Origin of the sequence: Klenkia taihuensis (assembly GCF_900112525.1) — a bacterium.
Lineage (GTDB): Bacteria > Actinomycetota > Actinomycetes > Mycobacteriales > Geodermatophilaceae > Klenkia > Klenkia taihuensis.
Map to the genome: position 1 here is coordinate 757,952 of NZ_FOMD01000002.1, position 26,051 is coordinate 784,002.

The 26,051-nt window shown below is 75.6% G+C and carries 23 protein-coding genes; 12 read left to right on the top strand and 11 right to left on the bottom strand.

The window, feature by feature from the left end; genetic code table 11:
* The first annotated feature begins 60 nt into the window (after nt 1-60).
* A complete protein-coding gene (locus tag BM158_RS11550; protein WP_091558206.1) occupies nt 61-1,041 on the top strand; it encodes an NAD(P)H-quinone oxidoreductase in 981 nt (326 codons plus the stop codon).
* A 6-nt stretch (nt 1,042-1,047) separates the two neighbouring features.
* Here BM158_RS11550 and BM158_RS11555 read toward each other — a convergent pair whose 3' ends face one another.
* Complete coding sequence (locus BM158_RS11555) at nt 1,048-2,265, bottom strand: cysteine desulfurase-like protein (RefSeq protein ID WP_091558210.1); 1,218 nt, start codon at nt 2,263-2,265, stop codon at nt 1,048-1,050.
* Nucleotides 2,266-2,363: 98 nt separating this feature from the next.
* On the opposite strand from BM158_RS11555, the gene BM158_RS11560 reads away from it, so the two are divergent.
* On the top strand, nt 2,364-2,897 hold the full coding sequence (locus BM158_RS11560; RefSeq protein WP_091558215.1) for a bacterial proteasome activator family protein: 534 nt from the start codon (nt 2,364-2,366) through the stop codon (nt 2,895-2,897).
* A gap of 6 nt (nt 2,898-2,903) precedes the next feature.
* Here the strand turns inward: BM158_RS11560 and BM158_RS11565 are convergent, their stop codons facing one another.
* The 3 genes from BM158_RS11565 to serS are packed head-to-tail and all read right to left on the bottom strand — an operon-like array spanning nt 2,904 to nt 5,910.
* Nucleotides 2,904-3,713 (bottom strand): Cof-type HAD-IIB family hydrolase, encoded by an 810-nt coding sequence (locus BM158_RS11565; RefSeq protein WP_091558219.1) that lies wholly within the window; start codon nt 3,711-3,713, stop codon nt 2,904-2,906.
* Nucleotides 3,710-4,627: an HAD family hydrolase gene (locus tag BM158_RS11570; protein ID WP_229827680.1), complete on the bottom strand. Its 918-nt coding sequence runs from the start codon at nt 4,625-4,627 to the stop codon at nt 3,710-3,712. Before BM158_RS11570 ends, BM158_RS11565 begins: the two co-directional genes overlap by 4 nt.
* Nucleotides 4,624-5,910, bottom strand: a complete 1,287-nt coding sequence (gene serS, locus BM158_RS11575) for a serine--tRNA ligase (RefSeq protein WP_091558223.1) — start codon at nt 5,908-5,910, stop codon at nt 4,624-4,626. The genes BM158_RS11570 and serS overlap by 4 nt, the downstream gene beginning before the upstream one ends.
* A 140-nt stretch (nt 5,911-6,050) precedes the next feature.
* Between serS and BM158_RS11580 the strand changes: the two genes are divergently transcribed.
* Nucleotides 6,051-6,479, top strand: a complete 429-nt coding sequence (locus tag BM158_RS11580; RefSeq protein WP_165628900.1) for an ATP-binding protein — start codon at nt 6,051-6,053, stop codon at nt 6,477-6,479.
* A gap of 69 nt (nt 6,480-6,548) precedes the next feature.
* Here BM158_RS11580 and BM158_RS11585 read toward each other — a convergent pair whose 3' ends face one another.
* A complete protein-coding gene (locus BM158_RS11585; protein ID WP_091558884.1) occupies nt 6,549-7,253 on the bottom strand; it encodes a hypothetical protein in 705 nt (234 codons plus the stop codon).
* A gap of 99 nt (nt 7,254-7,352) precedes the next feature.
* Nucleotides 7,353-8,123: a precorrin-6A synthase (deacetylating) gene (gene cobF / locus BM158_RS11590; protein ID WP_091558230.1), complete on the bottom strand. Its 771-nt coding sequence runs from the start codon at nt 8,121-8,123 to the stop codon at nt 7,353-7,355.
* Between the two features lie 42 nt (nt 8,124-8,165).
* Here cobF and BM158_RS11595 point away from each other — a divergent pair, with 42 nt between their 5' ends.
* Genes BM158_RS11595 through BM158_RS11605 form a run of 3 tightly spaced genes read left to right on the top strand, consistent with a single transcriptional unit; the run spans nt 8,166 to nt 10,284 of the window.
* A complete protein-coding gene (locus tag BM158_RS11595) occupies nt 8,166-9,599 on the top strand; it encodes a GuaB1 family IMP dehydrogenase-related protein (protein ID WP_091558233.1) in 1,434 nt (477 codons plus the stop codon).
* The gene (locus tag BM158_RS11600; protein WP_091558236.1) at nt 9,596-9,943 is read left to right on the top strand and encodes a metallopeptidase family protein; all 348 of its coding nucleotides are present in this window, start codon (nt 9,596-9,598) and stop codon (nt 9,941-9,943) included. The genes BM158_RS11595 and BM158_RS11600 overlap by 4 nt, the downstream gene beginning before the upstream one ends.
* Before the next feature lie 14 nt (nt 9,944-9,957).
* Complete coding sequence (locus BM158_RS11605) at nt 9,958-10,284, top strand: GroES family chaperonin (protein WP_229827679.1); 327 nt, start codon at nt 9,958-9,960, stop codon at nt 10,282-10,284.
* Nucleotides 10,285-10,378: 94 nt separating this feature from the next.
* Here BM158_RS11605 and pheA read toward each other — a convergent pair whose 3' ends face one another.
* Nucleotides 10,379-11,329, bottom strand: coding sequence for a prephenate dehydratase (gene pheA, locus BM158_RS11610; RefSeq protein WP_091558240.1), 951 nt, complete (start codon nt 11,327-11,329; stop codon nt 10,379-10,381).
* A 107-nt stretch (nt 11,330-11,436) separates the two neighbouring features.
* Here pheA and BM158_RS22700 point away from each other — a divergent pair, with 107 nt between their 5' ends.
* The 3 genes from BM158_RS22700 to BM158_RS11625 all read left to right on the top strand — a co-directional run bounded on the left by BM158_RS22700 (nt 11,437) and on the right by BM158_RS11625 (nt 16,935).
* Entirely contained in the window at nt 11,437-13,224 is a 1,788-nt protein-coding gene (locus BM158_RS22700; RefSeq protein ID WP_268247926.1) for a GGDEF domain-containing protein, read from the top strand.
* Nucleotides 13,225-13,363: 139 nt separating this feature from the next.
* Nucleotides 13,364-16,108, top strand: a complete 2,745-nt coding sequence (locus BM158_RS11620; protein ID WP_229827678.1) for a diguanylate cyclase domain-containing protein — start codon at nt 13,364-13,366, stop codon at nt 16,106-16,108.
* 239 nt (nt 16,109-16,347) lie between these two features.
* Nucleotides 16,348-16,935, top strand: coding sequence for a TMEM165/GDT1 family protein (locus BM158_RS11625; protein ID WP_207506408.1), 588 nt, complete (start codon nt 16,348-16,350; stop codon nt 16,933-16,935).
* Nucleotides 16,936-16,956: 21 nt separating this feature from the next.
* Here the strand turns inward: BM158_RS11625 and BM158_RS22050 are convergent, their stop codons facing one another.
* The 3 genes from BM158_RS22050 to BM158_RS11645 are packed head-to-tail and all read right to left on the bottom strand — an operon-like array spanning nt 16,957 to nt 20,742.
* Nucleotides 16,957-17,970, bottom strand: a complete 1,014-nt coding sequence (locus tag BM158_RS22050) for an SRPBCC family protein (protein ID WP_207506410.1) — start codon at nt 17,968-17,970, stop codon at nt 16,957-16,959.
* Nucleotides 17,967-19,991, bottom strand: coding sequence for an NAD(+) synthase (locus BM158_RS11640; RefSeq protein WP_091558246.1), 2,025 nt, complete (start codon nt 19,989-19,991; stop codon nt 17,967-17,969). Before BM158_RS11640 ends, BM158_RS22050 begins: the two co-directional genes overlap by 4 nt.
* 58 nt (nt 19,992-20,049) lie before the next feature.
* The gene (locus tag BM158_RS11645; RefSeq protein WP_091558249.1) at nt 20,050-20,742 is read right to left on the bottom strand and encodes an SDR family NAD(P)-dependent oxidoreductase; all 693 of its coding nucleotides are present in this window, start codon (nt 20,740-20,742) and stop codon (nt 20,050-20,052) included.
* A gap of 103 nt (nt 20,743-20,845) precedes the next feature.
* Between BM158_RS11645 and BM158_RS11650 the strand changes: the two genes are divergently transcribed.
* The 3 genes from BM158_RS11650 to BM158_RS11660 all read left to right on the top strand — a co-directional run bounded on the left by BM158_RS11650 (nt 20,846) and on the right by BM158_RS11660 (nt 23,732).
* On the top strand, nt 20,846-21,697 hold the full coding sequence (locus BM158_RS11650; RefSeq protein WP_229827677.1) for a helix-turn-helix transcriptional regulator: 852 nt from the start codon (nt 20,846-20,848) through the stop codon (nt 21,695-21,697).
* Nucleotides 21,698-22,033: 336 nt separating this feature from the next.
* Nucleotides 22,034-22,834: an endonuclease/exonuclease/phosphatase family protein gene (locus BM158_RS11655; RefSeq protein WP_091558253.1), complete on the top strand. Its 801-nt coding sequence runs from the start codon at nt 22,034-22,036 to the stop codon at nt 22,832-22,834.
* Between the two features lie 28 nt (nt 22,835-22,862).
* Nucleotides 22,863-23,732, top strand: a complete 870-nt coding sequence (locus BM158_RS11660) for a tryptophan 2,3-dioxygenase (RefSeq protein WP_091558256.1) — start codon at nt 22,863-22,865, stop codon at nt 23,730-23,732.
* Here BM158_RS11660 and BM158_RS11665 read toward each other — a convergent pair.
* Entirely contained in the window at nt 23,719-26,013 is a 2,295-nt protein-coding gene (locus tag BM158_RS11665; protein WP_091558258.1) for a HelD family protein, read from the bottom strand. The genes BM158_RS11660 and BM158_RS11665 overlap by 14 nt on opposite strands.
* Nucleotides 26,014-26,051: the final 38 nt, after the last annotated feature.

Below are 26,051 nucleotides of genomic sequence, written 5' to 3' on the forward strand. Positions count from 1 at the left end.
GCCCCACCCTGCGGGTTCCCGGCCGGGCGCGCGCGGCGGGTGGCCCCTACGGTCGGGGACGTGCACGCGATCACCCAGCAGTCCTCCGGCGGCCCCGAGACCCTGGTGTGGGCGGAGGTGCCCGACCCGGTCGCCGGTGAGGGCGAGGTCGTCCTCGACGTGGTGGCCAGCGCGGTGAACCGCGCCGACCTGCTGCAGCGCGAGGGCAACTACCCGGTGCCGCCCGGCGCCAGCGAGGTGCTCGGCCTGGAGTGCAGCGGGGTGGTCCGCGAGGTCGGGCCCGGCGTCGAGGGCTGGAAGGTCGGCGACGAGGTCTGCGCGCTGCTGGCCGGCGGCGGGTACGCCGAGCGGGTCGCCGTCCCGGCGGCGCAGCTGCTGCCCCGCCCGGCCGGGGTCGAGCTGGCCGCGGCGGCGGCGCTGCCCGAGGTGGCCTGCACCGTGTGGTCCAACGTGTTCATGCAGGCCGGGCTGCGGGCCGGCGAGCTGCTGCTGGTGCACGGCGGCGGCAGCGGCATCGGCACCATGGCCATCCAGCTCGCGGTGCGGGCCGGGGCCCGGGTGGCCACCACCGCCGGCAGCGCGGAGAAGCTGGCGTTCTGCCGCGAGCTGGGTGCGGAGATCACCGTCGACTACCGGGACGAGGACTTCGTCGAGGTGGTGCGGGCCGCCGGCGGTGCGGACGTGGTGCTGGACAACATGGGCGCGGCCTACCTGGCCCGCAACGTCGCCGCCCTCGCCCCCGACGGCCGGATCACCGTCATCGGCATGCAGGGAGGTCGCAAGGGCGAGCTGGACCTCGGGGCGCTGCTGGCCAAGCGCGGCAGCGTCTACGCCGCCGGGCTGCGCGGTCGGCCGGTGGAGGGCCCGCACGGCAAGGCCGCGGTGGTCGCCGCCGTCCGGGAGAACGTGTGGCCCGACGTCGAGGCCGGCCGGGTCCGCCCGGTCGTGCACACCCGGCTGCCGATGGCCCGGGCCGCCGACGGCCACCGCATCCTGGAGGAGAGCTCGCACACCGGCAAGGTGCTGCTCGTCGTCGACTGACCGACCTCAGGCGAGGGCGGCCACGCTGTCGACCACGTGGTCGACCTCCTCGACCGTGTTGTAGTGCAGGATGCCCAGCCGCACCGCGCCGCCCTGCTCGTTGACGCCGAGGGCGTCGAACAGCTCGCGGGCGTAGTGGTCGCCGTCCCAGGCGCAGATCGTGCGCCGGGACAGCTCGCGGGCCACGGCCCGCGGGGTCATCCGGGAGACGGTGAAGCTCACCGTGGGCGTGCGGTACTGCGGCGACCCCAGCACCTGCACGTGCCGCATCGACCGCAGCGCGCGGTCCAGCCGGTCGAACAGCGCGCCCTCGTACCGCACCACCGCGGCCATCGAGGTCTGCAGCCGCTCGCGGCGGGTGCCGGTGGCGTCGGGGTGCAGCGCGGCCAGGTGGTCGACGGCGGCGGCCACCCCGGCGTAGAGCTCGAAGGGCGGGGTGCCGGTCTCGAACCGGTCGGGCACCCGGTCGGGGGCCGGCGCCAGCTTGTCCGGGGCGAGGGTCTCCAGCAGGTCGGGGTCGGCGACCACGGCGCCCACGTGCGGCCCGCACCACTTGTAGGCCGACAGCGCCAGCAGGTCCGCTCCGGTGGCGGTGAGGTCGATCAGGCCGTGCGGCGCGGCGTGCGCGCCGTCGACGTAGACCAGGGCGCCCACCGCGTGCGCCCGGTCGGCGATGGCCCGGACGTCGGGCCGGGTGCCGATGGCGTTGCTGGCCATGGTGACCGCGACCAGCCGGGTGCGGTCGGTGAGCAGCTCGTCGTACTGCCACTCCGGCAGCTCGCCGGACTCGATGTCCACCTCGGCCCACTTGACCAGCAGGCCGAGCTCCTGGGCCAGCTGGATCCAGGGCCGGATGTTGGCGTCGTGGTCCAGCCGGCTGACCACGACCTCGTCGCCGGGGCGCCAGGTCTTGGCCAGCGTGCGGGCCATCGCGTAGGTCAGCGACGTCGTGCTCGCGCCGAGGACGACGCCGCGGGGGGTGCCGCCGACCAGGTCGGCCACGGCCGAGCGGGCCCCGGCGACCAGCTGTTCGGCCCGGGCGGAGGAGGGGAACACCCCGCCGCGGTTGGCGATCGGCACCCGCATCGCCTGGGACACCGCGCGCAGCACGCTCTCGGGCACCAGGGCCCCGCCGGGACCGTCGACGTGCACCATGCCGTCGGACAGGCCGGGGAACAGACCGCGGACGCGGGCGACGTCCAGCGCAGCGCCCCCGGGTCCCATGCCTGCGACCCTAGACCGGCCCCCGGTGACGGTGAGGGGCCGCTCCGTCACAGGCCACCCGCCGGGCTGGTCGCCGCGGCCGCAGGCAGGATGGAGGCATGACTGCACCCTCGAACGACGACCAGTCCGCCCGCGGCCGGCAGGTCGTGGTGGTCGGGCCCGACGGCCAGCCGATCGGGGCGCTGCCCGCGCCCGACGGCACCGGCGAGGACGTCGGCGACCTGGTGGAGCAGCCGGCCAAGGTGATGCGGATCGGCACGATGATCAAGCAGCTGCTCGAGGAGGTCCGGGCCGCTCCCCTGGACGAGGCCAGCCGCAACCGGCTGCGCGACATCCACGCCGCCTCGATCCGCGAGCTCGAGGGCGGCCTGTCGGAGGAGCTGCGCGCCGAGCTGGAGCGCATCACCCTGCCCTTCACCGCCGAGGAGACCCCCAGCGACGCCGAGCTGCGCATCGCGCAGGCCCAGCTGGTCGGCTGGCTCGAGGGCGTCTTCCACGGCATCCAGACCGCGCTGTTCGCCCAGCAGATGGCCGCCCGCGCGCAGCTGGAGGAGATGCGCCGCAAGGCCCTCCCCGGCGGCCAGCAGGGCATGCCGGTGCAGCCGCAGCCCGGCGGCGGCCAGTACCTCTGACCGGGGTCAGCCGCGTAGGCCGGCCAGGAACCGGGCCACGCCGTCCTCGTCGTTGCGGGCGGTGACGTCGGTGGCGACGGCGAGGACGTCGGGGTGGGCGTTGCCCATCGCGACGGCCCGCCCGCCGCCGGCCCGCACCCACTCGAAGGCGGCGACGTCGTTGGGCATGTCGCCGAAGAAGACGACGTCGGCCGGGCCGATGCCCAGGTCGGCGCAGACGTCGGCCAGGCCGGTGGCCTTGCTGACCCCCTTCGCGGAGATCTCGGCGAGGGCGTCGGAGGAGGAGTTGGTGACCGTGGCCCGGTCGCCGACGGCCCGGGCGACGAGGTCGAGGAACTCCTCGCGGGGCAGGTCCTCGTGCCGGGCCAGCAGCTTGGCGGCGGGCGCGGACACCATCTCGTCCAGCGTCGCGACGGCCACGCCGGGGGCGTCGACGTCCCAGCGCGGCTGGTACACGGGCTCGTGCCGGAACTCCAGGCCGTACTCGACGGCGAACCAGGTCCCCGGCTGCTCGCGGCGCAGCTCGGCGGTGACGTGCCGCAGGACGTCGACGTCCATGGCGTGCTCGTGCAGCACCTCGAACCGGCCGAGGTCGAGCTGGACGGCGCCGTTGCAGCAGACCGCCACGCCCTCGGGGACCACCTCGCGGATGGACAGCATCCAGCGCGGGGGGCGGCCGGTGGCCAGCACGAAGGGCACGCCGTCCTCGCCCCAGGCGCGGACCTGCTCCAGGGTGGCCGGCGCGACGGTCTCGTCGCTGCGCAGCAGCGTGCCGTCCATGTCGCTGGCGATGAGCTTCGGGGTCCAGGCGGTCACTGCTGCAGGGCCTCCAGGTAGCGGGCGACGCCGTCGGCGTCGTGGCCGCCGGTGCGGCCGGTGGCCGCGGCGAGCACGGCCGGGTGGGCGTTGGCGACGGCGACCGAGCGGCCACCGGCCTCGTTCACCGCGGTGATCATGGGCAGGTCGTTGGGCATGTCGCCGAAGACCAGGACGTCGGACGCCGCGACGCCGAAGCGCTCCAGCGCCACCGCGAGCCCGCTGGCCTTGGTGATGCCCGGCGGCAGGACCTCGATGAAGCCCAGGCCCGCGTGGGTGACCTCGGCGTCGGAGGGGTCGGTGACCGAGCGGGCCAGCGCGAGCAGCTCGTCCTGGCCGAGGGTCTCCGAGCGCAGGAACACCTTGAGCACCGGGCCCTCAGGCAGCACGTCGTGCCGCGGCAGCAGGTCGGCGGGCTCGGGGTAGGGCCAGTCGAAGCCGTGCTGCACGCGCAGCGGCGAGAGCGCGGCGCCCTGGGTGTCGGCGTCCTCGACGGCCAGCACCAGCTCACCGGTGACCGCCTCGATCGCGTCGACGACGGCCTGCGCCCGGTCGCGGGGCAGCCCGACGGTGCGCAGCACCTCGTCCCGGTCGAGGTCGACGACGAAGCCGCCCTGCGCGAGGACGGCGACACCGCGCCCGCCCAGCGTCGTCCGCACGCTGTCCAGCAGGCGCGGGCCCCGGCCGGTGACGCCGACGACCGGCACCCCGGCCGCCCAGCTGGCGTCCATCGCGGCCCGGGTGCGGTCGCTGACCGTGCCCTGGCTGGTCAGCAGCGTGCCGTCGAGGTCGGTCGCGACCAGCCGCGGCCGCCAGGGGCCGAGATTCCCGAGCTCGAGGACGACGTCGCTGCCCGCACCGCCGCTGTGCGCGGGCAGCTGGTTGGCCGCCCGAGCAGGGATGTGGGCTGTCACGCGGAGGGCGCCAGGGACATCCCCGGCGAGAGGACCTCGTGGCCGCCGAGCCAGGGGCGCAGCGCGGCGGGCACGTGCACCGAGCCGTCGGCGCGCTGGTGCACCTCGAGCAGGCAGGCGATGGTGCGGGCGATCGCGCACAGCGTGCCGTTGAGGGTGGCCGCGGTCTGCGGCTTGCCGTCGGCGTCGCGGTAGCGGATGCCCAGCCGGCGGGCCTGGAAGGTGGTGCAGTCCGAGGTGGAGGTCAGCTCGCGGTAGGTGCCCTGGGTGGGGAACCACGCCTCGATGTCGTACTTGCGGGCGGCGCTGGTGCCCAGGTCGCCGGCGGCGATGTCGACCACCCGGTAGGGCAGCTCGAGGGCCTGGAGGAACTCCTCCTCCCACTGCAGCAGCCGCAGGTGCTCGGCCTGGGCCTGCTCCGGCGGGCAGAAGCTGAACATCTCGACCTTGTCGAACCAGTGCACCCGGATGATGCCCTTGGTGTCCTTGCCGTAGGAGCCGGCCTCGCGGCGGAAGCAGGAGCTCCAGCCGGCGTAGCGGCGCGGCCCGGCCGACAGGTCGAGCACCTCGTCGGCGTGCATGCCGGCCAGCGCGACCTCCGACGTCCCGACGAGGTACAGGTCGTCGCGCTCGACGCGGTAGACCTCCTCGAGGTGCTCGCCGAGGAACCCGGTGCCCTCCATCGCCTGCGCGCCGACCAGCGCGGGCGCGACGACGGGGACGAACCCGGCGGCCACGGCGCGGGTGATGGCCAGCTGGGCCAGCGCGAACTCCAGCAGCGCGCCGGGGCCGGTGAGGAAGTAGAAGCGCGAGCCGGAGACCTTGGCGCCGCGCTCCATGTCGATGGCGCCCAGCGCGGTGCCGATGTCGAGGTGGTCGCGGGGCTCGAAGTCGTAGCTGGGCACCTCGCCGACGGTGCGCAGGGTGACCGCGTCGTCCTCGCCGCCCGGCGGCACCTCGGGGGCGACCACGTTGGCGATGGCCAGGTGCGCGGCGCGCAGCGCCTCGTCGGCGGCGCGGGTGGCCTCCTCGGCCGCCTTGACCTCGGCGGAGAGGGCCTTGGCCCGCTCCAGGACCGCGGGCCGCTCCTCGGGGGTGGCCTTCTTCACCGACTGCGAGACGGTCTTCTGCTCGGCGCGCAGGTCGTCGGCGCGGTGCACCGCCGCGCGGCGCTCGGCGTCGGCGGCGAGCAGGGTGTCGACCCGGGACTCGTCGTCCCCGCGGGCGCGCTGGCTGGCGCGGACGGCGTCGGGGTCATCACGGAGCATGCGCAGGTCGATCACGCGCCGATGGTAGGTGGCGCCGTCGTCCCGCCCGGCCGGAGCACCGCGTTTCCGCCCGCGGCGGGGCGGGCAGACTGGAGGGCGGACACGGAGCGCCGCTGACCAGGAGGTCCACCGCATGCCGTCCCACGGGCCGTGTCGTGGCTGAGCCGACCGCGGTGTGGCAGGAGCGCCGGCCGCCCGACGCCCACCCGATCTGGCACTGGTCGCCCGCCAGCCTGACCGATCTGCCGCGCATCCGCCGCGAGCTGCGGGCCTCGATCGCCGAGCACGAGGCCACCGACGGCCCACCCGTGGCCGACCCGGACATGTTCGTGCTCGCGCTGGACGAGCTGATGAGCAACGCGCTGCGGCACGGGCGCACCCCGGTGCTCGTCGACGTGGGCCGCACCGACGACGCGTGGCTGCTCACGGTGTGCGACCGGGCCGCCGACACCCCGCCGCGCCCCGCGCTGGACCGCGACCCGGTCGAGGGCGGCATGGGCCTGGGCCTGGTGGCGCACGACGCGGTGCAGGAGGGCTGGTACGCCTCCGAGCAGGGCAAGCACGTCTGGGTCGTCCTGCGCTAGGAGCTCCCGGCCCCGCACGCAGCAGCGCCCCCCACCTCCGCGGAGGTGGGGGGCGCTGCTGCTACCGGGTCAGGAACCGGTGGGGATGGTGAGGGTGGCGACGCCGACCAGGAAGTTGGCCGGGACGGCGTTCGGGGCGCCGAGGGTGGTGTTGAGGAAGTCCGCGGCGGCCGCGGAGACCTCGACCTGGGTGCCGGTCAGGATGGCGTTGCCGGAGCTGTCGACGGTGACGGGCTCCAGCGTGGTGCCGTTGAGGTTGAACAGCGGGAAGGACGCCGCGGCCAGCTCGCCGTTCACCGACACGTCGGCGAAGAGGATGGCGGGCTTGCTCGGGACGACGACGAAGTTCTCCAGCTGGATCACGTTCGCGCCGGCGGTCAGGGAGATGCCCGAGCCCTGGTGGAAGATCGCACCCTGGACGAAGGGCCGGTAGCCGGAGTCCTTCGGGTAGACGGTCGCGGTGCCACCGGTGATCGGGAAGTCCAGCGTGGTGCCGTCCAGCGTCGCGCCGCCGATGACGCCCGGGGTGATGCCCAGGGTGGTCAGCGCGTCGAGGAAGCCGGCGTCCAGGGCCACGGCGGTGTCGCCGCCGGAGATGGCGGGGATGGTGGCGACGGGCTCCGGGTTGGTCACGGTCGACGAGGTCGCCGCGGCGGCGGAGGTGCTGCTGCTCGAGCTGCTGCTGCCCGAGTCCGAGCTGCAGGCGGCCATGGTCAGGGCGGCGCTCAGGGCGACGGCGGCGACCCCGGTGCGCTTCAGGGCGATCTTGTTCATGTTCACGGTTGCTCCTCGTTGCTCCGGTGTGGGGCGGTCACGGGGAGTTCGGGCCGACGTCAAGATCTGGATGTCACGGTTGCATAACGCTCGACCGGATCACGGCCGACGGAGCAGGTAGGTGTCCATCACCCAGCCCTTGCGCTCCCGCGCCTGCGCCCGCACCCGGGCGATCTCGTCCACCACGTCGGCGAGCTTCCCCGACACCAGCAGCTCGTCGGCGGTGCCGAGGTAGGCGCCCCAGAAGATGGTCAGGTCCTGGTCGGCGTACTCCCGGCACACCAGGTCGCTGTCCAGCATCACCACGACGTCGTCGGCGTTCGGGGGGAATTCCTGGGCGAGCCGGCGGCCGGTGGTCAGGTGGACCGCGCCGCCGACCCGGTTGAGCAGCACGCCGTGCCGGGCGGTGAGCGCCTGCACGGCGGTGATGCCGGGGACGACGTCCCACTCGATGTCCAGCTCGCCGGCCGCGGCGATCTCCTCCAGCACCCGGATGGTGCCGTCGTAGAGCGACGGGTCGCCCCACACCAGGAACCCGCCGGTGCCGCCGTCGGGCACCTCGGTCTCGATGGCCCGCTGCAGCAGGACGGCGCGGTCGGTGCGCCAGTCGTCGACCGCGCGGGTGTACCGGTCGGCCGCGGCCACCGAGGCCGGGTCCCGGTCGCGCTCGGGGTCGGCGAGCTCGACGAAGCGGTACTCCCCCTCGACGAACCGCTCGCAGACCGCCCGGCGGGCCGCGGTCAGGTCCGCCGTCGCCGGGCCCTTGTCCAGCACCAGGAACACGTCGACCTCGTTGAGCGCCCGGACCGCGCCGACGGTGACGTAGTCCGGGTCGCCCGCCCCGATGCCGATGACCCGCAGACGTCGCATGTGCCCGAGCCAACCAGACCCGGCGTGCGGGACCATGGGCCCATGCGGTTCCTCAGCGACCAGCGCCCGACCACCGACCTGACGTACGCCGACGTCTTCATGGTGCCCAACCCCTCGACCATCGGGTCGCGGCTGGAGGTCGACCTGACCACCCCGGACCGGGTCGGGACCACGATCCCCGTGGTCGTGGCGAACATGACGGCGATCTCGGGCCGGCGGATGGCCGAGACCATCGCCCGCCGCGGCGGGCTGGCCGTCATCCCGCAGGACATCCCGGTCGACGTCGTCGGCGAGGTCGTCGGCTGGCTGAAGACCCGGCACACCGTCTACGACACCCCCATCACCCTGGCCCCCACCGCGACGGTGGCCGAGGCGCTGCAGCTGCTGCCCAAGCGCGCGCACGGCGTCGTCGTCGTGGTGGACGGCGGCCGGCCGGTCGGCGTGGTCACCGACGGCGCCTGCCAGGGCGTGGACCGGTTCACCCAGCTGTCGGAGGTCATGGCCCCCGACCCGCTCACCGTCCCGGCCGGCACCGACCTGCCCAAGGTCTTCGACGTGCTGTCCGAGGCCCGGGTCAACGCCGCTCCCGTGGTGGACGGCGACCAGCTGGTCGGCGTCGTCACCCGCACCGGCGCGCTGCGCTCGGCGCTGTACACCCCGGCGGTCAACGCGGCCGGCCAGCTGCTCACCTCCGCCGCGGTCGGCATCAACGGCGACGTCGCCGGCAAGGCCGAGGCGCTGCTGGCGCACGGCGTCGACGTCCTCGTCGTCGACACCGCGCACGGCCACCAGGGCAAGGCGGTGGAGGCGGTGCGCGCCGCCCGCTCGGTGGCCGCCGGCGTCCCGATCGTGGCCGGCAACGTGGTCACCGCGGCCGGCACCCGCGACCTGCTCGAGGCCGGCGCCGACGTCGTCAAGGTCGGCGTGGGCCCCGGCGCCATGTGCACCACCCGGATGATGACCGGCGTCGGCCGGCCCCAGTTCTCCGCCGTCGAGGAGTGCGCGGCCGCCGCGCGCGAGGGCGGCAAGCACGTCTGGGCCGACGGCGGGGTGCGCCACCCCCGCGACATCGCCCTGGCCCTGGCCGCCGGCGCGGCCAGCGTGATGGTCGGGTCCTGGTTCGCCGGCACCTACGAGAGCGCCGGCGACGCGCAGACCGACGGCAACGGCCGGATGTACAAGGAGAGCTTCGGGATGGCCTCGGCCCGCGCGGTCAAGGCGCGCACCGCCGGCCAGTCCGGGTTCGAGCGGGCCCGCGCCGGGCTCTTCGAGGAGGGCATCAGCTCCTCCCGGATGTACCTGGACCCCGCCCGCCCGGGTGTGGAGGACCTGGTCGACCAGATCGTGGCCGGCGTCCGGTCGGCGTGCACCTACGCCGGGGCGCGCACCGTGGACGAGCTGCACGAGCGCGCCGTGGTGGGGGTGCAGTCGGCGGCCGGCTACGAGGAGGGCCGCCCGCTGCCGACCAGCTGGTGAGGCCGCTCCCGCTCGAGGAGTTCGAGGACCTGGTCGCCGACGCGCTGGACCAGGTGCCGGCCGAGCTGATGGCGCTGGTCGACAACGTCGTCGTCCTGGTGGAGGACCGCAACCCCGACGAGCCGTCGCTGCTGGGGCTCTACGAGGGCTACGCGCTCACCGAGCGCTCGTGGGACCTCTCGGGCCAGCTGCCGGACCGGGTCATGGTCTACCGCGAGGCCATCTGCGACGTCTGCGACACCGCCGCCGAGGTCGCCCACGAGGTCACGGTGACCGTGGTGCACGAGATCGCGCACCACTTCGGCATCGACGAGGCGACGCTCCACGACCTGGGCTGGGGTTGAGGTTGACTGACCGCGTGCCCACCGACGACCAGCGCCTGCCGATCAAGATGCTGCACGACCGGATGCTGGTGTCGCTGCGCGCCGACGAGGGCGACCGGCGCAGCTCCGGCGGCATCCTCATCCCGGCCACCGCGCAGATCGCCAAGCGGCTGGTCTGGGGCGAGGCGCGGGCGGTCGGCGGCAACGTGCGGCAGGTCAAGGTCGGCGACCACGTGCTGTTCTCCCCCGACGACCAGCACGAGGTCGAGGTGCACGGCGAGGACCTGCTGATCCTGCGCGAGCGCGACGTGCACGCCGTCGCCGCGGAGCGGATCGAGGAGGCCGGCGGCCTCTACCTGTGAGCGGCCGACCACACCACGTGGTCGTCGGGGGTTGCGCAGACCCCTCGCGGTAGCAGGATGGGGAGCCGTGACCGCGCGGCGCCGACTCCCCGGATCAGTCCGCGGAGCCGTGCCGCAGCCGGTCCAGCCAGCCCTCCGCCGTCCCGAAGGCGTCGTCGGCGAAGCGCTCGGGCACCGCGGCCGCGGCCCGGCCGTCGGCCCGCGGGTAGGAGCCGTGGAAGCGCACCTCGTCGCACAGCCGGTGCAGCGCGACCAGCGCGTCGCCCACCCGGCGGTCGGCGACGTGGCCCTCGCAGTCCACGGAGAAGGAGTAGACGCCCAGCCGCTCGCGGGTGGGCCGGGACTCCAGCCGGGTCAGGCTGATGCCGCGCGAGGCGAACTCGGTGAGCAGGTCCAGCAGCGCGCCGGTGCGGTCGGCGACGAAGCAGGTCAGCGTGGTCTTGTCCGCGCCCGTCGGTGCGGGCAGCCGGCCGGGCCGCTCGACCTGGACGAAGCGGGTCACCGCGCCGGGGGTGTCGGCCAGCCGGTCGGCGAGGACCTCCAGGCCGTAGCGGGTGGCGGCGAACGCCGGGCAGACCGCGGCGTCGTGGGCGCCCTCGGCGACCAGCCGGGCGGCGTCGGCGGTGGAGGCCGCCGGCACCACCTCGGCGGCGGGCAGGTGGGCGGCCACCCAGCCGCGCGTCTGGGCCAGGGCGTGCGGGTGGCTGGCCAGCCGGTGCACGCCGGCCAGGGCGGTGCCCGGCCGCACGGCGAGCACGAAGTCCACCTCGAGGAAGGCCTCGCGGGTGATCACCAGCGGCTCGCCGCCGGCCAGGCCGTCGATGGTCGGGGACACCGAGCCCTCGACGGAGTTCTCCAGCGGGACGAAGGCCGCGTCCACCTCGCCGGCCCGGGTCATGGCCAGCGCCGCGGGCACGCTGGGCGCGGGCACCGCGCCCCCCTCGGAGGGGGGTCCGAGACTGCGCAGGGCAGCTTCGGTGAAGGTACCTTCGGGCCCCAGGAAGGCGAACCTCGTCGGAGTCGGTCCCGTGGGCTGAGCAGGCATCCGGCGAGGGTAGTGCGGCCGGGGCGTGCAGCGTGGGCGACCCGGGGGGAGCTGCCTCGCCACCGTCGTGTCGGCGTCCGCCGTCGCCCAGGTGAGGAGAGGTCCGCGTGAGCACCGGCGCCGCCGACACCTCCGTCGTGGACGAGGCCACCCTGTCCGGCCTGCGCTGGGACCTGTTGGCGGTCAGCGACGGCGACGACCCCCGCGCCTTCACCGACCTGCTCGCCGACCACGAGGCCGAGCTCACCGCGGCGTCGTCCGCCCCGCGCTGGCAGGCGTGGTCGCACGCCTTCGCCGCCCGCCGGCTGCTCGCCGAGCACGACGCCGAGGCCGCCGGCGCCCAGGTGGTCGCCGCCCGCGCCGCCGCCGAGGACTGCCCGGCCGGCGCCGAGCGCGCCCTGGTGCTGGCCTACCTGGCGCACCTGGAGGTGGCCGGCGACCGGTTCGAGGCGGCGCTGCACCTGGCCGTGGACGCCAGCCTCCTCACCGACCAGGTGCCCGCCGACGAGCCCAGCCGCGCGCTGCACCAGGCGCACCTGTGGCTGTCGCTGGCGCTGACCCGGCTCGACCTCGAGGAGCTGGCGGTCGCCCAGGCGCTGCGCGGCCACCGGGTCGCCGCCGAGCTCGACGACGACGCCGCCCGCTGGCAGCTGCTGGCGCTGTGCGCCCAGCAGCACGCCGAGCTGGCCCAGACCGTGCACCGGCGCGGCGACGAGGTGCGGGCCGCCCGGCTCGCCGCGGTCGCGCTGCGCTGCTCGTTCACCGCCACCGACCTGCCGCACGAGCCGGCCGACGCCGAGTCCGACCTGCTGTCGGTCGTGCACGGCTGGGCGCTGACCCTGGCCGGCGACCTCGAGGACACCCTGCCGGCGCTGCGCCGGGTCCGGGACCGGGTGGCCGCCGAGGGCGGGCCGTGGCTGCGCGGGTACGCCGACCTGGCCCTGGCCCGGCTGCTCTGCCGGCTGGCCGGCCCCCCGGACGCGCTGGGCCCGCAGGCCGAGGAGGCCGCGGACCTGCTCGCCGACGCCGCCACGGCGTTCGCGGCGACCGGCGACCGGCGCCGCTACCGCCAGGCGCTGCTCGAGCTCGGCCGCACCACCGCCGCGCTGGGCCGGGCCGCCGAGGCGCTGCACTGGCTGGAGGCCTACCGCGGCGAGACGGTGCGGATGCACCAGCGCAGCCGCGAGCTGTGGGCCGACCTGTTCGTGCGGCGCTCCCGGCTGCGGGAGGCCGAGCGGCAGACCGCGCTGATGCGCCGGCACGCCCTGGAGGACCCGCTGACCGGCCTGGGCAACCGGCGCAGCGCCGAGCGGCGGCTGGCCGAGCTCGACCCGACGGCCGCGCCGCTGGCGCTGGCGGTGGTGGACGTCGACCGGTTCAAGCTGGTCAACGACACGCACTCGCACCTGCACGGCGACGCCGTCCTGCGCCGGCTGGCCGACCTGCTGCGCCTGCACTGCCGCACCGGCGACGAGGTGTACCGCTGGGCCGGGGACGAGTTCCTCGTGGTGCTGCCCGGCGCCGGGGAGGCACAGGCGGTGGTGGCGATGGAGCGGCTGCGCCGCGCCGTCGTGCAGTGCGCCTGGGCCGAGCTCGACGTGCGGGACGAGGTCACCGTCAGCATCGGCATCGCCACCTCCCACCCCGAGACCCCGCGCACCTGGCGGCAGCTGTTCGACGACGCCGACCTGCACCTGTTCGCCGCCAAGCGGTCCGGCCGGGACCGGGTGCGCACCGGACCCCGCGACGGCGACGACGCCGCGCCCCCGCCGCCCGGTCCGCACACGTCGGTGGACGCGCTGGTGGACGAGCTGCTGGGCGCCCGCACCCCGCGCTCCCCCGGCTGGGCCTTCGAGCCCGACCCCGACGCGCCCGATCCGGAGCCCGCGCCGTGATGCGCCGGGCCCTGGTGCCGCTGGTGCCCCCGGGACGGCCGGGGCCCCTGGGACGGCCGTGACCCGGCGCGCCCGACGGTCCCGGCGTGGCCCCGACGGAATGCGTGACAGAACGCAGTCCGACGGGCACAGTGCGCTCGTGCCACCGGGGATCCTGCACGAGCAGGTCAGCGTCGCGCTGGCGAACTGGCAGCTCGACGTGGCCGAGGCCCTGCTGGCCGACACCGACGCCGACCCCGCCCCGTCGGCGACCAGCGGCGCGCCGCTGACGTCGCTGTCGCGCGCCTGGGCGGACACGCTGCGGGCCGAGCTGCTGGTCCGCCGGCTGCGGATGGCCGGCTTCACCCTGCTCGGCGACCCGATCGACGACGCGGGCGGGGCCGCCGAGCCCCCGCTGGACCTGCACGGGGGCACCGACCCCGGCGCGCGGGTGGACACCCGGACGGAGTCCGCCGGGCACGCCGCCGCCGCCATCGCCCTGGTCCGCTCGGCGCGCGCGGCCTTCGACGCCAGCGACGACGACCTGCAGCGGGCCGCGGGCCTGGCCCGGCACGCCCGCATCGAGCTGCTGTCCCGCCGGGTGGACGCCGCCATGGACGAGGCGGTGGAGGCGGCCAGCCTGCTGGACCCCGCGCTCCCCCCGTCGCCGCTGCTGGTGCACACCCTGGGCGCGCTGTCGGCGGTGCTGGCCGACCTCGAGCTCATGCCGCTGGCCCTGGACTACCAGCGCCGCGCCCACCACACCGCGCTGCGGCTGGCCGAGGACGAGCCCGGCCCGGGCGGGACCGGGCTGGTCGGCGACAGCGCCGCCCGGCTGGCCGCGCTGTGCGCCGAGGTCGGCGAGGGCCTGCTCGACGACGACAGCCCCGACGCCGCCGACCCGCACTTCACCGAGGCCCGCGCGCTGGCCGAGGAGAGCCTGGCCGGGCTGCCCGAGGGCGACCCGCACCGGCCCACCGCCGAGGTCGTGCTCGGCTCGGCCCTGGTCGGCCTGGGCGAGCACGACGCCGCCGTCGCCACCCTGCAGCGGGTGGTCGCGGCGGTCCCGGCCGCGCAGGACCGCGCACTGCTGGCCGCCGCCGAGCTCGCCCTCGGCCGGGCCCTGCGCCGGCAGGACCGGGGCACGGACGCCGACGACCACCTCGCGCACGCCCTGGCGCTGGCCACCGAGCACGGGCTGCCCCGGCTGCGCCGCTCCGCGCTGCGCGAGCTGTGCACCCTGCACGCCGACCTGGACGACGCCGCGCGGGCACTGCCCTACCTGCAGGCCTACCTGGCCGACGAGCTGGACCGCGTCGACGAGCGGCGCACCCGCTGGGTGGAGCTGTTCGGCCGCCGCAAGAGCCTGCTGGAGACCGAGCGCGCCGCCGGGCAGCTGCGCCGGCAGGCCTACGAGGACCCGCTGACCCACCTGCCCAACCGGCGCTACGCCGAGGGCCGGCTGGACGGCCTGCTCGCCGCCGGTGCCGCCCCCGCGCTCGCCGTCGTGGACATCGACCACTTCAAGGCGATCAACGACCAGGCCGGGCACCCCGGCGGGGATGCCGTGCTGCGCGCGGTCGCCCAGCTGCTGGTCGACGGCGTCCGCGACACCGACGAGGTGTGCCGCTGGGCCGGCGACGAGTTCGTCATCCTGCTGCCCGACACCACCGCCGAGCAGGGCGAGCGGGCCATGGAGCGGATCCGGGCGTCCATCGCCACCAACGACTGGTCCGCGCTCGGCGTCGACGTCCCGGTGACGATCAGCGCGGGCATCGCCTCGGCGGCCCGCGGCGACGACCGCCGCACGCTGTTCGCCGCCGCCGACGGCGTGCTCTACGACGCCAAGCGCAGCGGCCGCGACCGGGTCGTCCGGCTGTCCGGGGTCACCCAGACCCGGGCCGCGGACGGCGCCCCCGCCGATCCGCCGCGGCCGGCCGCCCCGGTGTTCGAGGGCGAGCTGCTCGACCTCGACACGACCCCCGCCGGTGACGCCGCGTCAGCGGACCCGGCGGATAGTGTCACCGACGTGCAGCCGCAGCCGACCGACATCCTCTTCGGCGGCCCGCGCGACGTCCCCACCCCGCGCACCGAGCCCGCCCCGCGCACCGAGCAGGACGACGCGGGCGGCTTCGGCCCGCTGCTGGTGGAGCCCGTGCCCGCGGAGCCGTTCCCCACCCGCCCAGGACCCCGTCCGCGGGTCGCCGGCCGGGTCGTCGGCCCCGCCACCGGGCCCGACACCGTGCCCGACGCCGGCGAGCCGGCCACCGACCGCACCCCGGCCACCCGCGCACCGCGCACCGGCCCCGAGGTCGTCCGCGCCGGCGGCCGCAGCACCGACCAGGTGCTGGCGCTGGTCCGCGCCGCCCGCCAGGAGCACCCCGAGCGGCCCGCCGTCGTCGTCGGCGCCCCCGCCGACACCCTGGTCGCGCTGGCCGCCGAGCACGACGCCTACACGACCATGGACCACGCCGCGATGGCCGCCGCCGTCGGCCCGCTGCCCGAGCCGCACGGCCGGGTCGTCGTCCTCGGTGCGGGGTCGGTGGACGCCGCCGTCGCCGCCGAGGCCGCGTTCCTGGCCCGGGTGGGCGGCACCGAGGTGGTGCGCGTCGAGGACGTCGGCGTCGCGCAGGTGCCGGCGCTGCTGGCCGACGGGTCGCTGCTGGAGGGCACCGGCTGCGTGGTCGTGGTCGCCGGCACCGACGCCGCCCTGGCCACCGCGGTCGCGCAGGTCACCGAGGTGCCCGTCGTCGCCGTCCCCACGTCCGCGGGGCAGTCCGGGGCGTTCGGCGGCATCGGCGCGCTGATGACGATGCTGAACTCCGGGACCGCCGGCGTGGTGGTCTCCGCGATCGACGACGGCTGCGCCGCCGGGGTCGTCGCCGCCCGCATCGCCCGGCGCTGAGCCGTGACCGGACCCACGCCGCGGCGGGGTCCTGGGCGCCGAACCCGCTGGTAGGGTCCTCTCCCAGCGAAGGGGAGTAGCCCCCCAACATCGTGGTCGACATGCTGGCGCTCCGGCGCCCGGTCACGAGGGCCCCGGGAGACCGGGGCGGGCGAGACCTTCGACCCAGGTACACCCATGTGCCGGGTCGAGGTCTCGCGCGGACCCGGCCCGGCCGGTCGCAGAGAGGCCCACCCCGAGTGGACGCAGTCTTCTACAGCACCGTGCTCAGCTTCGGTGTCGTCTTCGTCGCCGAGCTCGGCGACAAGTCCCAGCTCATGGCGCTCACCTTCGCCACCCGCTACAAGGTGGTGCCCACCCTCATCGGCATCACGATCGCCACCGCGGTCGTGCACCTGGCCTCGGTGGGCATCGGCTACGGCCTGGGTGTCTCGCTGCCCACCGGCTGGATCAGCCTGGTCGCGGCGCTGGCCTTCATCGCCTTCGGCTTCTGGACCCTGCGTGGCGACGAGCTCAGCGACGACGAGAAGGACAAGGTCAACCGGACGACGAAGTCGGCGGTCATCGCCGTCGGCACCGCGTTCTTCCTCGCCGAGCTGGGCGACAAGACCATGCTGGCCACCATCACGCTGGCCACCGACCACGGCTGGTTCGGCACCTGGCTGGGCTCCACCCTCGGCATGGTCGCCGCCGACGCGCTGGCCATCCTGGTCGGCCGCTGGCTGGGCAGGAGCCTGCCGGAGAAGACCATCAAGTACGGCGCCGCGGCGCTGTTCTTCCTCTTCGGCGCCTGGCTGCTGGTCGAGGCCGTCACCGAGCTGACCTGACGCCCGGCGGCGCAGCGGGTCTCAGGGTTCGGTGCGCCGCTCGGCCATGGCGGCCAGCCGGTCGAGGGCCTCCACGTTGCGCCGGCGCAGCACGGCCTCGGACAGCGGGTTGTGCACCCACTTGCCGGGCCCGCTGACCGGTTGCTCGGTCATGGTCACCCGGGTGCCGCCGTCCTCGCTGCGCAGGTCCAGCTCCACCCGGGCCTCGCCCAGCGGCCAGCCCTGCGCCAGCAGCACCAGCCGGCTGGCGGGCTTCGAGACCTCGACGCGGGCCTCGTCGTCCAGGGTCAGGGGCCAGCTGCCCTGGCTGTGGTGGAGCACCGCGCCGGCCGCGGGCCAGGCGGCGTCGACGGCGCGCATGTGCGAGGCGCCGACCACCCAGTTGCTGTAGGACCAGCCGTCGGCGAGCACGTCCCAGACGGCGGTGGGCGGGGCGTCGACGTGCCGGGAGACGGTGGCCATCGCCCCATCGTGTCGCGGCCGGATCGGTTCCGCACCGGCAGCGGCGCTTGCGCTGGTGAGGCGTTCCCGCATCCCGACGGCGAGCCCCGCGACGGTCAGCCGGTCGGCCGCACCGCCCAGCACGCGGGCCAGCCGCTCGTGCCGCACCCCGGCCAGCCGCAGCCGCAGCTGCACCCGGGTGCCGCCGTCCCGGTCGTGCAGCACGATCGCCCAGCTGAGCCGGACGTGGTCACGGACCGAGCGGTGCACCAGCACGTGCGGCGGGTCCATCCGGTGCGCGGTGAAGGTGGCGTGCCGGCCGCCCCAGTCGGGGATCGTGTCGCCGACCTGCAGGCCGGCGAGCGCCGGGTCCAGGTGCCGCAGGCCGCGGCGGGCCCGCGGGGTGAGCGCGTCGACCCGGCGCGGCAGGTAGTAGCCGCCCCGGCGCTTGCCCAGCTGCACGAACCAGGGCCAGACGTCGGCCGGGGGTGCAGGCAGGTCGAAGGCGGTGTCCATCGCGACGGTGGCGTCGGGGACGACGTCGTCCCCGGGCAGGACGGCGGCCCGCTCGGCCGCCGTCGGCCGCACGCTCACCCCGGGACGTTCGCGCGGAGCTCGGCCAGCCACAGCGCGGCGGAGCCGTCGGACGGCGCCCGCCAGTCACCGCGCGGGGACAGCGACCCGCCGGCGCTGACCTTGGGGCCGTTGGGCAGCGCCGAACGCTTGAACTGGCTGAAACCGAAGAAGCGCTGGCAGAACACCTCGAGCCAGCGCCGGATCTCGGGCAGGTCGTAGGCCACCCGCTTGGCCTCGGGGTAGGCGTGCGGCCAGTCCCCGGCGTCGGCGTCCCGCCAGGCGTGCCAGGCGAGGAAGGCGATCTTGCTCGGCCGGAAGCCGTAGCGGAGGACGTGGAAGAGGGTGAAGTCCTGCAGCGCGTAGGGGCCGACGCTGGCCTCGGTGGACTGCGCGGTCTCCCCCGGCACCAGCTCGGGGCTGATCTCGGTGTCCACGATCGACTGCAGGGTGGCGCCGACCTCGTCGTCGAACTGGCCGGTGGCGATGACCCAGCGGATGAGGTGCTGGATGAAGGTCTTCGGGATGCCGCCGTTGACGTTGTAGTGGCTCATCTGGTCGCCGACCCCGTAGGTGGCCCAGCCCAGCGCGAGCTCGGAGAGGTCGCCGGTGCCCAGCACGACGCCGCCGCGCTGGTTGGCGATCCGGAACAGGTAGTCGGTGCGCAGACCGGCCTGCACGTTCTCGAAGGTGACGTCGTAGACCGGCTCGCCGTCGCCCGCCGGGTGACCCATGTTCTGCAGCATCAGCGTCGCGGTGGGCTGGATGTCCAGCTCGGCGGCGGTGACGCCGAGGGCGCGCATGAGGGCCCAGGCGTTGCCCTTGGTGTGGTCGCTGGTGGCGAACCCCGGCATGGTGAACGCCAAGATGTCGCTGCGGGGCCGGCCTGCCTTGTCCATCACCTGGGCCGCGACGATCAGGGCGTGGGTGGAGTCCAGCCCGCCGCTGACCCCGATGACGACCTTCGGGTCCCCGATCGCGGCCAGCCGCTGCGCGAGGCCGGCGACCTGGATGTTGTAGGCCTCGTAGCAGTCCTGCTCGAGGCGGGCGTCGTCGCTGGGCACGAACGGGAACCGCTCGAGCTCCCGGCGCAGGCCGAGGTCGTCGTCCGGCGGGTCGAGGGTGAACTCGACGGTGCGGACCGACGGCGCGACGTGCCGGCGGTTGTCGTCGAAGGTGCCCATGCGGGCGCGCTCCTGGCGGAGCAGGTCCAGGTCGACGTCGGCGACGGCGCGGCGGTCGCCGTCGGGGAAGCGGTCGGTCTCGGCGAGCAGGACGCCGTTCTCGTAGACCAGGGTCTGGCCGTCCCAGGACAGGTCGGTGGTGGACTCGCCCTCGCCGGCGGCGGCGTAGACGTAGGCGGCCAGGCACCTGCTGGACGCCGACCGCACGAGCAGCCGGCGGTCCTCGGCCCGGCCGACGGTGATCGGCGAGCCCGACAGGTTGACCAGCACGGTGGCGCCGGCCAGCGCGGCCTCGGCGCTGGGCGGGACGGGCACCCACATGTCCTCGCAGACCTCGGCGTGCAGCACCAGGCCGGGGACGTCGGTGGCGGCGAAGAGCAGGTCGGGGCCGAACGGGACTGCTCTTCCGTTCACCCGGATCTCGCCCCCCGCTTGGTCGTCGCCGGGGGCGAGCTGGCGGCGCTCGTAGAACTCGCGGTAGGTCGGCAGGTAGGACTTGGGGGCGACGCCGAGGACCCGGCCGCGGTGGACGACGACCGCGCAGTTGTAGACGCGGTTGCGGTGCCGGAGCGGGGCGCCGACGACCAGCACCGGCAGCAGGTCGCGGGACCCCTCGACCAGCTGGACCAGCGCGGTCTCGACGGCGTCCAGCAGCGGGTCCTGCAGCAGCAGGTCGTCGATGGAGTAGCCCGACAGGGTCAGCTCGGGGAACACCGCGACGGCGACGCCCTCGTCGGCGCAGGCCCGGGCCTGGCGGAGGACGGCGTCGGCGTTGGCCGGCGGGTCGGCGAGCGCGGTGCGCTGCGTGCAGGCCGCCACCCGCGCGAACCCGTGCCGGTAGACCGAGGTGAACCCCATGGTGATCAGTGTCGCGCGCCCCGGCCCCCGCCGTCGGCCGCCCTCCCCCGGCCGGGTGTCAGAAGGGTGCGGTGCCCGAGCGGTCGGTGAACGTGCCGGTCGGGCCGTCGGCGCCCTGCAGGGCCAGCGCGACGACGGCGTCGGTGCCCTCGGTGACCGTCTGCGGGCCGCTGTTCCCGTTCAGGTCGGTGGCCGTGTAGCCGGGGTCGGCGGCGTTCACCCGGATGCCGGGGAAGGCCTTGGCGTACTGCACGGTCAGCATCGTCAGCGCCGACTTCGACGCGGTGTACAGCGGCGCGACGACGGTGGACTCGATGCGGTCGGCGTCGTGCACCGCGGCGAAGGAACCCAGGCCGCTGGTCACGTTGATGATCGCGGGGGCGGCGGAGGCGCGCAGCAGCGGCAGGAAGGCGGTCGTCGTCCGGACGACGCCGGCGACGTTGGTGTCCAGGACGGCGAGCGCGTCGGCGCCGGTCAGGTCGGCCGGGTCCGCGTGGCTGCCCGCGATGCCGGCGTTGTTCACCAGGACGTCGAGGCCGCCCTGCGCGCCGACGGCCGCGGCCGCGGCGGCGACGGAGGCGTCGTCGGTGACGTCGAGCTGGACGAAGCGGGCCCCGAGCTCGTCGGCGGCCTGCCGGCCCCGGGTCTCGTCGCGGGCGCCGATCCACACGGTGTGGCCCTCGGCGAGGAGGCGGCGGGCGGTCTCGCGACCGAGGCCCTTGTTGCCGCCGGTGATCAGTGTCGTGGTCATGTCCGCCACTGTGCGCCGGGGGCCGGGGCCCGCGCGTGGCCCGGCACAGCCTGTGGAGTGCCGGTACCAGGCTGCCGGGTGCGGTCGGGACGAGACTGGGGGCGTGACGGACCACGGTGAGCTCGGGTCGCTGCTGCGGTCCTGGCGGGACCGGCTGTCCCCCGCCGACGTGGGGACGGCGACCGGGGGCGTGCGGCGGGCCGCCGGGCTGCGGCGGGAGGAGCTGGCGGCGCTGGCCGGGGTGAGCGTGGACTACGTCGTCCGGCTGGAGCAGGGCCGCGCCCGGACGCCGTCCGCGCAGGTCGTGGCGGCGCTGGGCCGCGCGCTGCAGCTGGACCGGGCCGAGCGGGACCACCTCTACTCCCTCGCCGGGCTGCGGCCGCCCGGGGACGCCCTGGTGAGCACGCACGTGCCGGCCGGGGTGCAGCGGATGGTGACGCGGATGGGCGACAACCCGATCGCGGTGTTCACCGCGAGCTGGGACATCCTGCTGTGGAGCCCCACCTGGGCGGCGCTGTTCGGGCAGCCGGCCGGGCGCACCGCGTGGGAGCGGAACCTGGTCGTGCAGACGTTCCACGAGGACCTGTTCGCCGGGGAGCGGATCGGCCGGGCGGTGTACACCGACGGCGGGGCGGGCTTCCGGGCGTCGCTGGTCGCCGGCCTGCGCCGAGCCCAGGGCCGTCACCCCGACGACCCGGGGCTGCGGGCACTGATCGGCCGGCTGCAGGACAGCAGTGCCGAGTTCGCCAGGCTGTGGCGCACCGGCGTGGTCGGCGAGCACCTGTCCCAGCGCAAGGTGGTGGAGCACCCGACGGTCGGCCGGCTCGAGGTCGACTGCGACGTGTTCACCGTGAGCGGCTCAGAGCTGCAGATCGTGGCCATGACCGTGCCCGCCGGGTCGCCGGCGGCGGAGAAGCTGGACTTCCTCCGCGTGACCGGCGCCGCCGTCCGCTGATCTCCGGCGCCGCGGCCAGTTCGGCGGGGCAGGGATGTCGTACCCCTCTGGTCGAACGGGTCCATGACGGCGACGGCACAGCGGTTCTGGGTGGAGATCACCCCGCGCCTCGCCGTGGGCCGCGCCGGAGCGGCGGCACCCTGGTCACCCGGCCACCGGGCGAGGGCCACGTCCTCGACCTCGGCCACCCGCCACCGCCACCGCACGACCCGGTCGCCGACCCCGCCCCGTTCTGAGCAGCACCCCGCCCCGGCGTCGACGGCGCCGCCGTCGGCTGGCGTCTCCCGCGGGGGCCGCTCGTCCGGACGCCCGCGCGCCTCGCTAGTTTCGGCGCCCGTGCGCGTCGTCAGCCTCAACGCCTGGTGCGGGGTCGAGCTGGACGCCCTGCTCGCCTGGCTCCCCGCCGTCGGGGCCGACGTGCTGTGCCTGCAGGAGGTCACCAGCTCCTCGACGCACCACGGCTGGGTGACCTACGCCGACGGCGACCGCACGCTGCGCCAGCGCTCCGACCTGCTCGCCGACGTCCGCGCCGTGCTGCCCGGCCACGAGGCCCACTTCGTCACCTTCGACACCGGCCCGGTGGTCGGCGAGGACGGCACACGGCACCGCCAGCTGTTCGGCCAGGCCGTGTTCGTCCGCCACGGGCTGCCGGTGGTCGGTCTCGGCGCGGAGTACGTCGTCGGCGACTTCGCCGCGCACGACGAGTGGCCACCCGGGGGCCGGCCGCGCCTCGCGCAGGCCGTGCGCGTCGTCGACCCGGACGGCGGCCGGCCCGTCGTCGTGCTGCACACCCACGGCGTCCGCGAGCGCAGCGGCAAGGGCGACACCGATCTCCGACGGGCGCAGGCGCGGCGCCTCGCCGAGGTCGTCGAGCGGGTCCGCCGTCCCGGTGACCTGGTCGTCCTGGCGGGCGACCTCAACCTGCTGCCGGACTCGGAGACCTTCGACGTGCTGGCCGGGATCGGGTTGCGCGACCTCGTCGGCACCGCCGACACCCGCACCCACCTCTACGCCAAGGCGGTGCGGCACGCGAGCTACGCGCTCGTCTCCGACGTCGACGCGGTCCGCCGCTTCGAGGTGGTCGCTGCGCCGGTCGTGTCCGACCACCGGCCCCTGGTGCTCGACCTCGAGGGCTGAGCCGCCCACGGGGGTGCACGATGCGGGGATGAGCGAGCACGCGGGCGAGCGCCCCCTCGAGGCAGGCATCCGCACCGACCTGCGCGACACCATGACCTACGGCGGCTACCTCGACCTGGACCGCCTGCTCTCCGCGCAGCACCCGGTCAGCCGACCCGAGCACCACGACGAGCTGCTGTTCATCATCCAGCACCAGACCACCGAGCTGTGGTTCAAGCTCGTCCTGCACGAGCTGCGCGCGGTCCGCGACCAGCTCGACGCCGACGACCCCGCCCGCGCGCGCAAGGGCCTGGCCCGGGTCAAGCACATCTTCAAGACCCTGGCCGAGCAGTGGTCGGTGCTCGCCACCCTCACCCCCAGCGAGTACGCCGAGTTCCGCGGCTGGCTGGGCAGCTCGTCGGGCTTCCAGTCCCACCAGTACCGGGCCGTCGAGTTCATCCTCGGCAACAAGAACGCCGCGATGCTGAAGGTCTTCGACGCCGACCCCGCGGCCCGCGCCGTGCTGGCCGAGCTGCTGGACACCCCCACCGTCTACGACGCGTTCCTCGCCCACCTCGCCCGCACGGGCCACGCCGTCCCCGAGCAGCTGCTGCACCGCGACGTCAGCGAGGCCTGGACCTTCGCCCCCGAACTGGTCCCGGTCGTCCGCCGGGTCTACGACGACACCGACGCGCACTGGGACGCCTACGCGACCTGCGAGGACCTCGTCGACATCGAGGACGCCTTCCAGTTCTGGCGCTTCCGCCACCTGCGCACTGTGCAGCGCACCATCGGCTTCACCACCGGCACCGGCGGCTCCTCGGGCGCGGCCTTCCTCCGCCGCGCCCTGGACCTCACGTTCTTCCCCGAGCTCTACGAGGTCCGCACCGGCATCGGCGCCTCCGCTACCGGTCGGTGAGGCGGGACATGCTGTCGGGCAGGTCCAGCGCGTGCAGCACGGCCAGCCGCTGGGTGGCGCGGGTCAGCGCCACGTAGAGGTCGGAGTCCCCGCGCACGCCCTCGGCCAGCACCGCCGCCGGCTCCACCAGCACCACGGAGTCGAACTCCAGGCCCTTGGCCTCCGCCGGGCGCAGCAGCACCGGCCCGGCCGAGGAGTCCGCGTCCGCCCCCGACGTGGCACCCGGCAGCGCGGCCACCGCCGCGGCGAACAGCGACGGCGGCACGACGACCGCCGCCGTCCCGCCCTTGCCGGCCAGGTCCGCGGTCACCTCCGCCACCCGGTCCAGCAGGTCGCCCGCCGCCACCCGCTCCGCCGTGGGCTGCTCGCCGCTGCTGCGGACCGACCGCGGCGCCTCCAGCGACGACCCGGACGCCGCCAGCACGTCCGCGGCGACCTCCATGATCTCCGTCGGCGTCCGGTAGTTGACCGTCAGCACCGCCTGCCGCCACTGCGTGCGGGCGTGCGGGGTGAGCACCTCGGCCCAGCTGTCCGCCCCGCCCAGCGTCCCGGTCTGCGCCAGGTCGCCGACCACCGTCATCGACAGGGTCGGGCACTTGCGGGCCAGCACCCGCCAGGCCATCGCCGACAGTTCCTGCGCCTCGTCGACCACCACGTGCCCGAAGGTCCAGGTGCGGTCGGCGGCCGCGCGCTCGGCGGTGGAGCGGTAGTCGGCCTCGTCGGCGCGGGCGGCCAGGCCCTCGGCGTCCAGCAGGTCGCCGGCCATCAGCTCCTCGGACTCCTCGTCGTCGTCCGCGTCGTGCGACCGGGAGCCGTGCAGCAGGTCCAGCACCCGCTGCGCCTCGTCCAGCCCGGCCTGCCGGCGGCGCGCCGCGGCGGCGCGCTCCGCGGAGTCGTCGACGCCGAGCAGCTCGTCGGCCTCCTCCAGCAGCGGGACGTCGGACACCGTCCACGGGGCGTCGGCGTCGCGCACCAGCAGCGCCCGGTCGGCCTCGGAGAGCCCCTTGCCCGCCCGGGCCAGCCGGTCCGGGGAGGAGAACAGGTCCCGCAGCAGCTCCTCCGGGGTGAGCAGCGGCCACAGCTCCTCGACCAGGTCGACCACCGCGGGCTCCCCGGCGATCTCCCGGCGCAGCGCGCGGCGGTCCTCGGCGTCCAGCAGGTTCTCCCCGCCCCGGACGTCGGAGCCCAGCCGGTCGGCCACCCGCTGGGCGAGCAGGTCGACCAGGCCGCGGTAGAACGCCGGGCGGGCCAGGTTGTGCAGCCGCGACGCCCGCCGCGCCTGGGTGCGGACCTTCGCGACGTCACCGGCGCGCAGCCGGATCCGTTCCCGGTCGACGACCAGCTCGCGGGTGCCGCGCAGCACGCCCTGCCGGTCCTTGACCGCCGCAGCGACCACGTCCGCCATCGCCAGCCGGCCCTTGACCTCGGCCACCGCCGGCTCGTCGACCCGCGTGGTCGACAGCCCCGGGCGCAGGTCACCCAGCCCGGCCATGACCACGCCGGTCTCGCCCAGGGCCGGCAGCACGTCGGCGATGTAGCGCAGGAACGTCGGGGTGGGCCCGACGACGAGCAGGCCGCTGCGGGCCAGCCGGTCGCGGTGGGTGTAGAGCAGGTAGGCGGCGCGGTGCAGCGCGACGGCCGTCTTGCCGGTGCCCGGGCCGCCCTGCACGACCAGGATGCCGCGGGAGTCCGAGCGGATGATGGCGTCCTGCTCGGCCTGGATGGTCCGCACGATGTCGGTCATCCGGCCGGTGCGCTCGGCGGTCAGCGCGCGCAGCAGCGCGGCCTCGCCGGTCAGCCCGCGGTCGTCGGCCTCCTCGCCCTCGGCGAGGACCAGCACCTCGTCGTCGATGCCGGTGACCTTCCGGCCCAGGGTGCGGATGTGCCGGCGCCGGGCGATGCCCTCGGGCCGGAACGGGGTGGCGGTGTAGAACGGCCGGCTGGCCGGCGCCCGCCAGTCGACCAGGGCCGGGTCGCCGCCGGCGTCGTCGGCGGGCAGCCCGGTGCGGCCCACGTACAGCGGCTGGGGGTTCTCCTCGCGGTCCAGCCGGCCCAGCACCAGCCCGGCCTCGGCGGCGTCCAGCTGCACGATCCGGGTGCCGTGGAACCGGACCGCGGCCTCCTTCTCCCCCATCGCCTGCGGGTTGTCCACCAGCGGCGCCGAGATGGCCTGCTGCCGGCGGGTGACCGCCAGCTCCCGGGCGGCGTCCAGCCGGGCGTAGAGACCGGTGACGTGCTCCTGCTCCTCGGCGAGCGCCTGGTCGGTGGTGCTGCTCGACACGTGCGGGTCTCCTCAGGGGCGGGCGAGCCGACCACGGT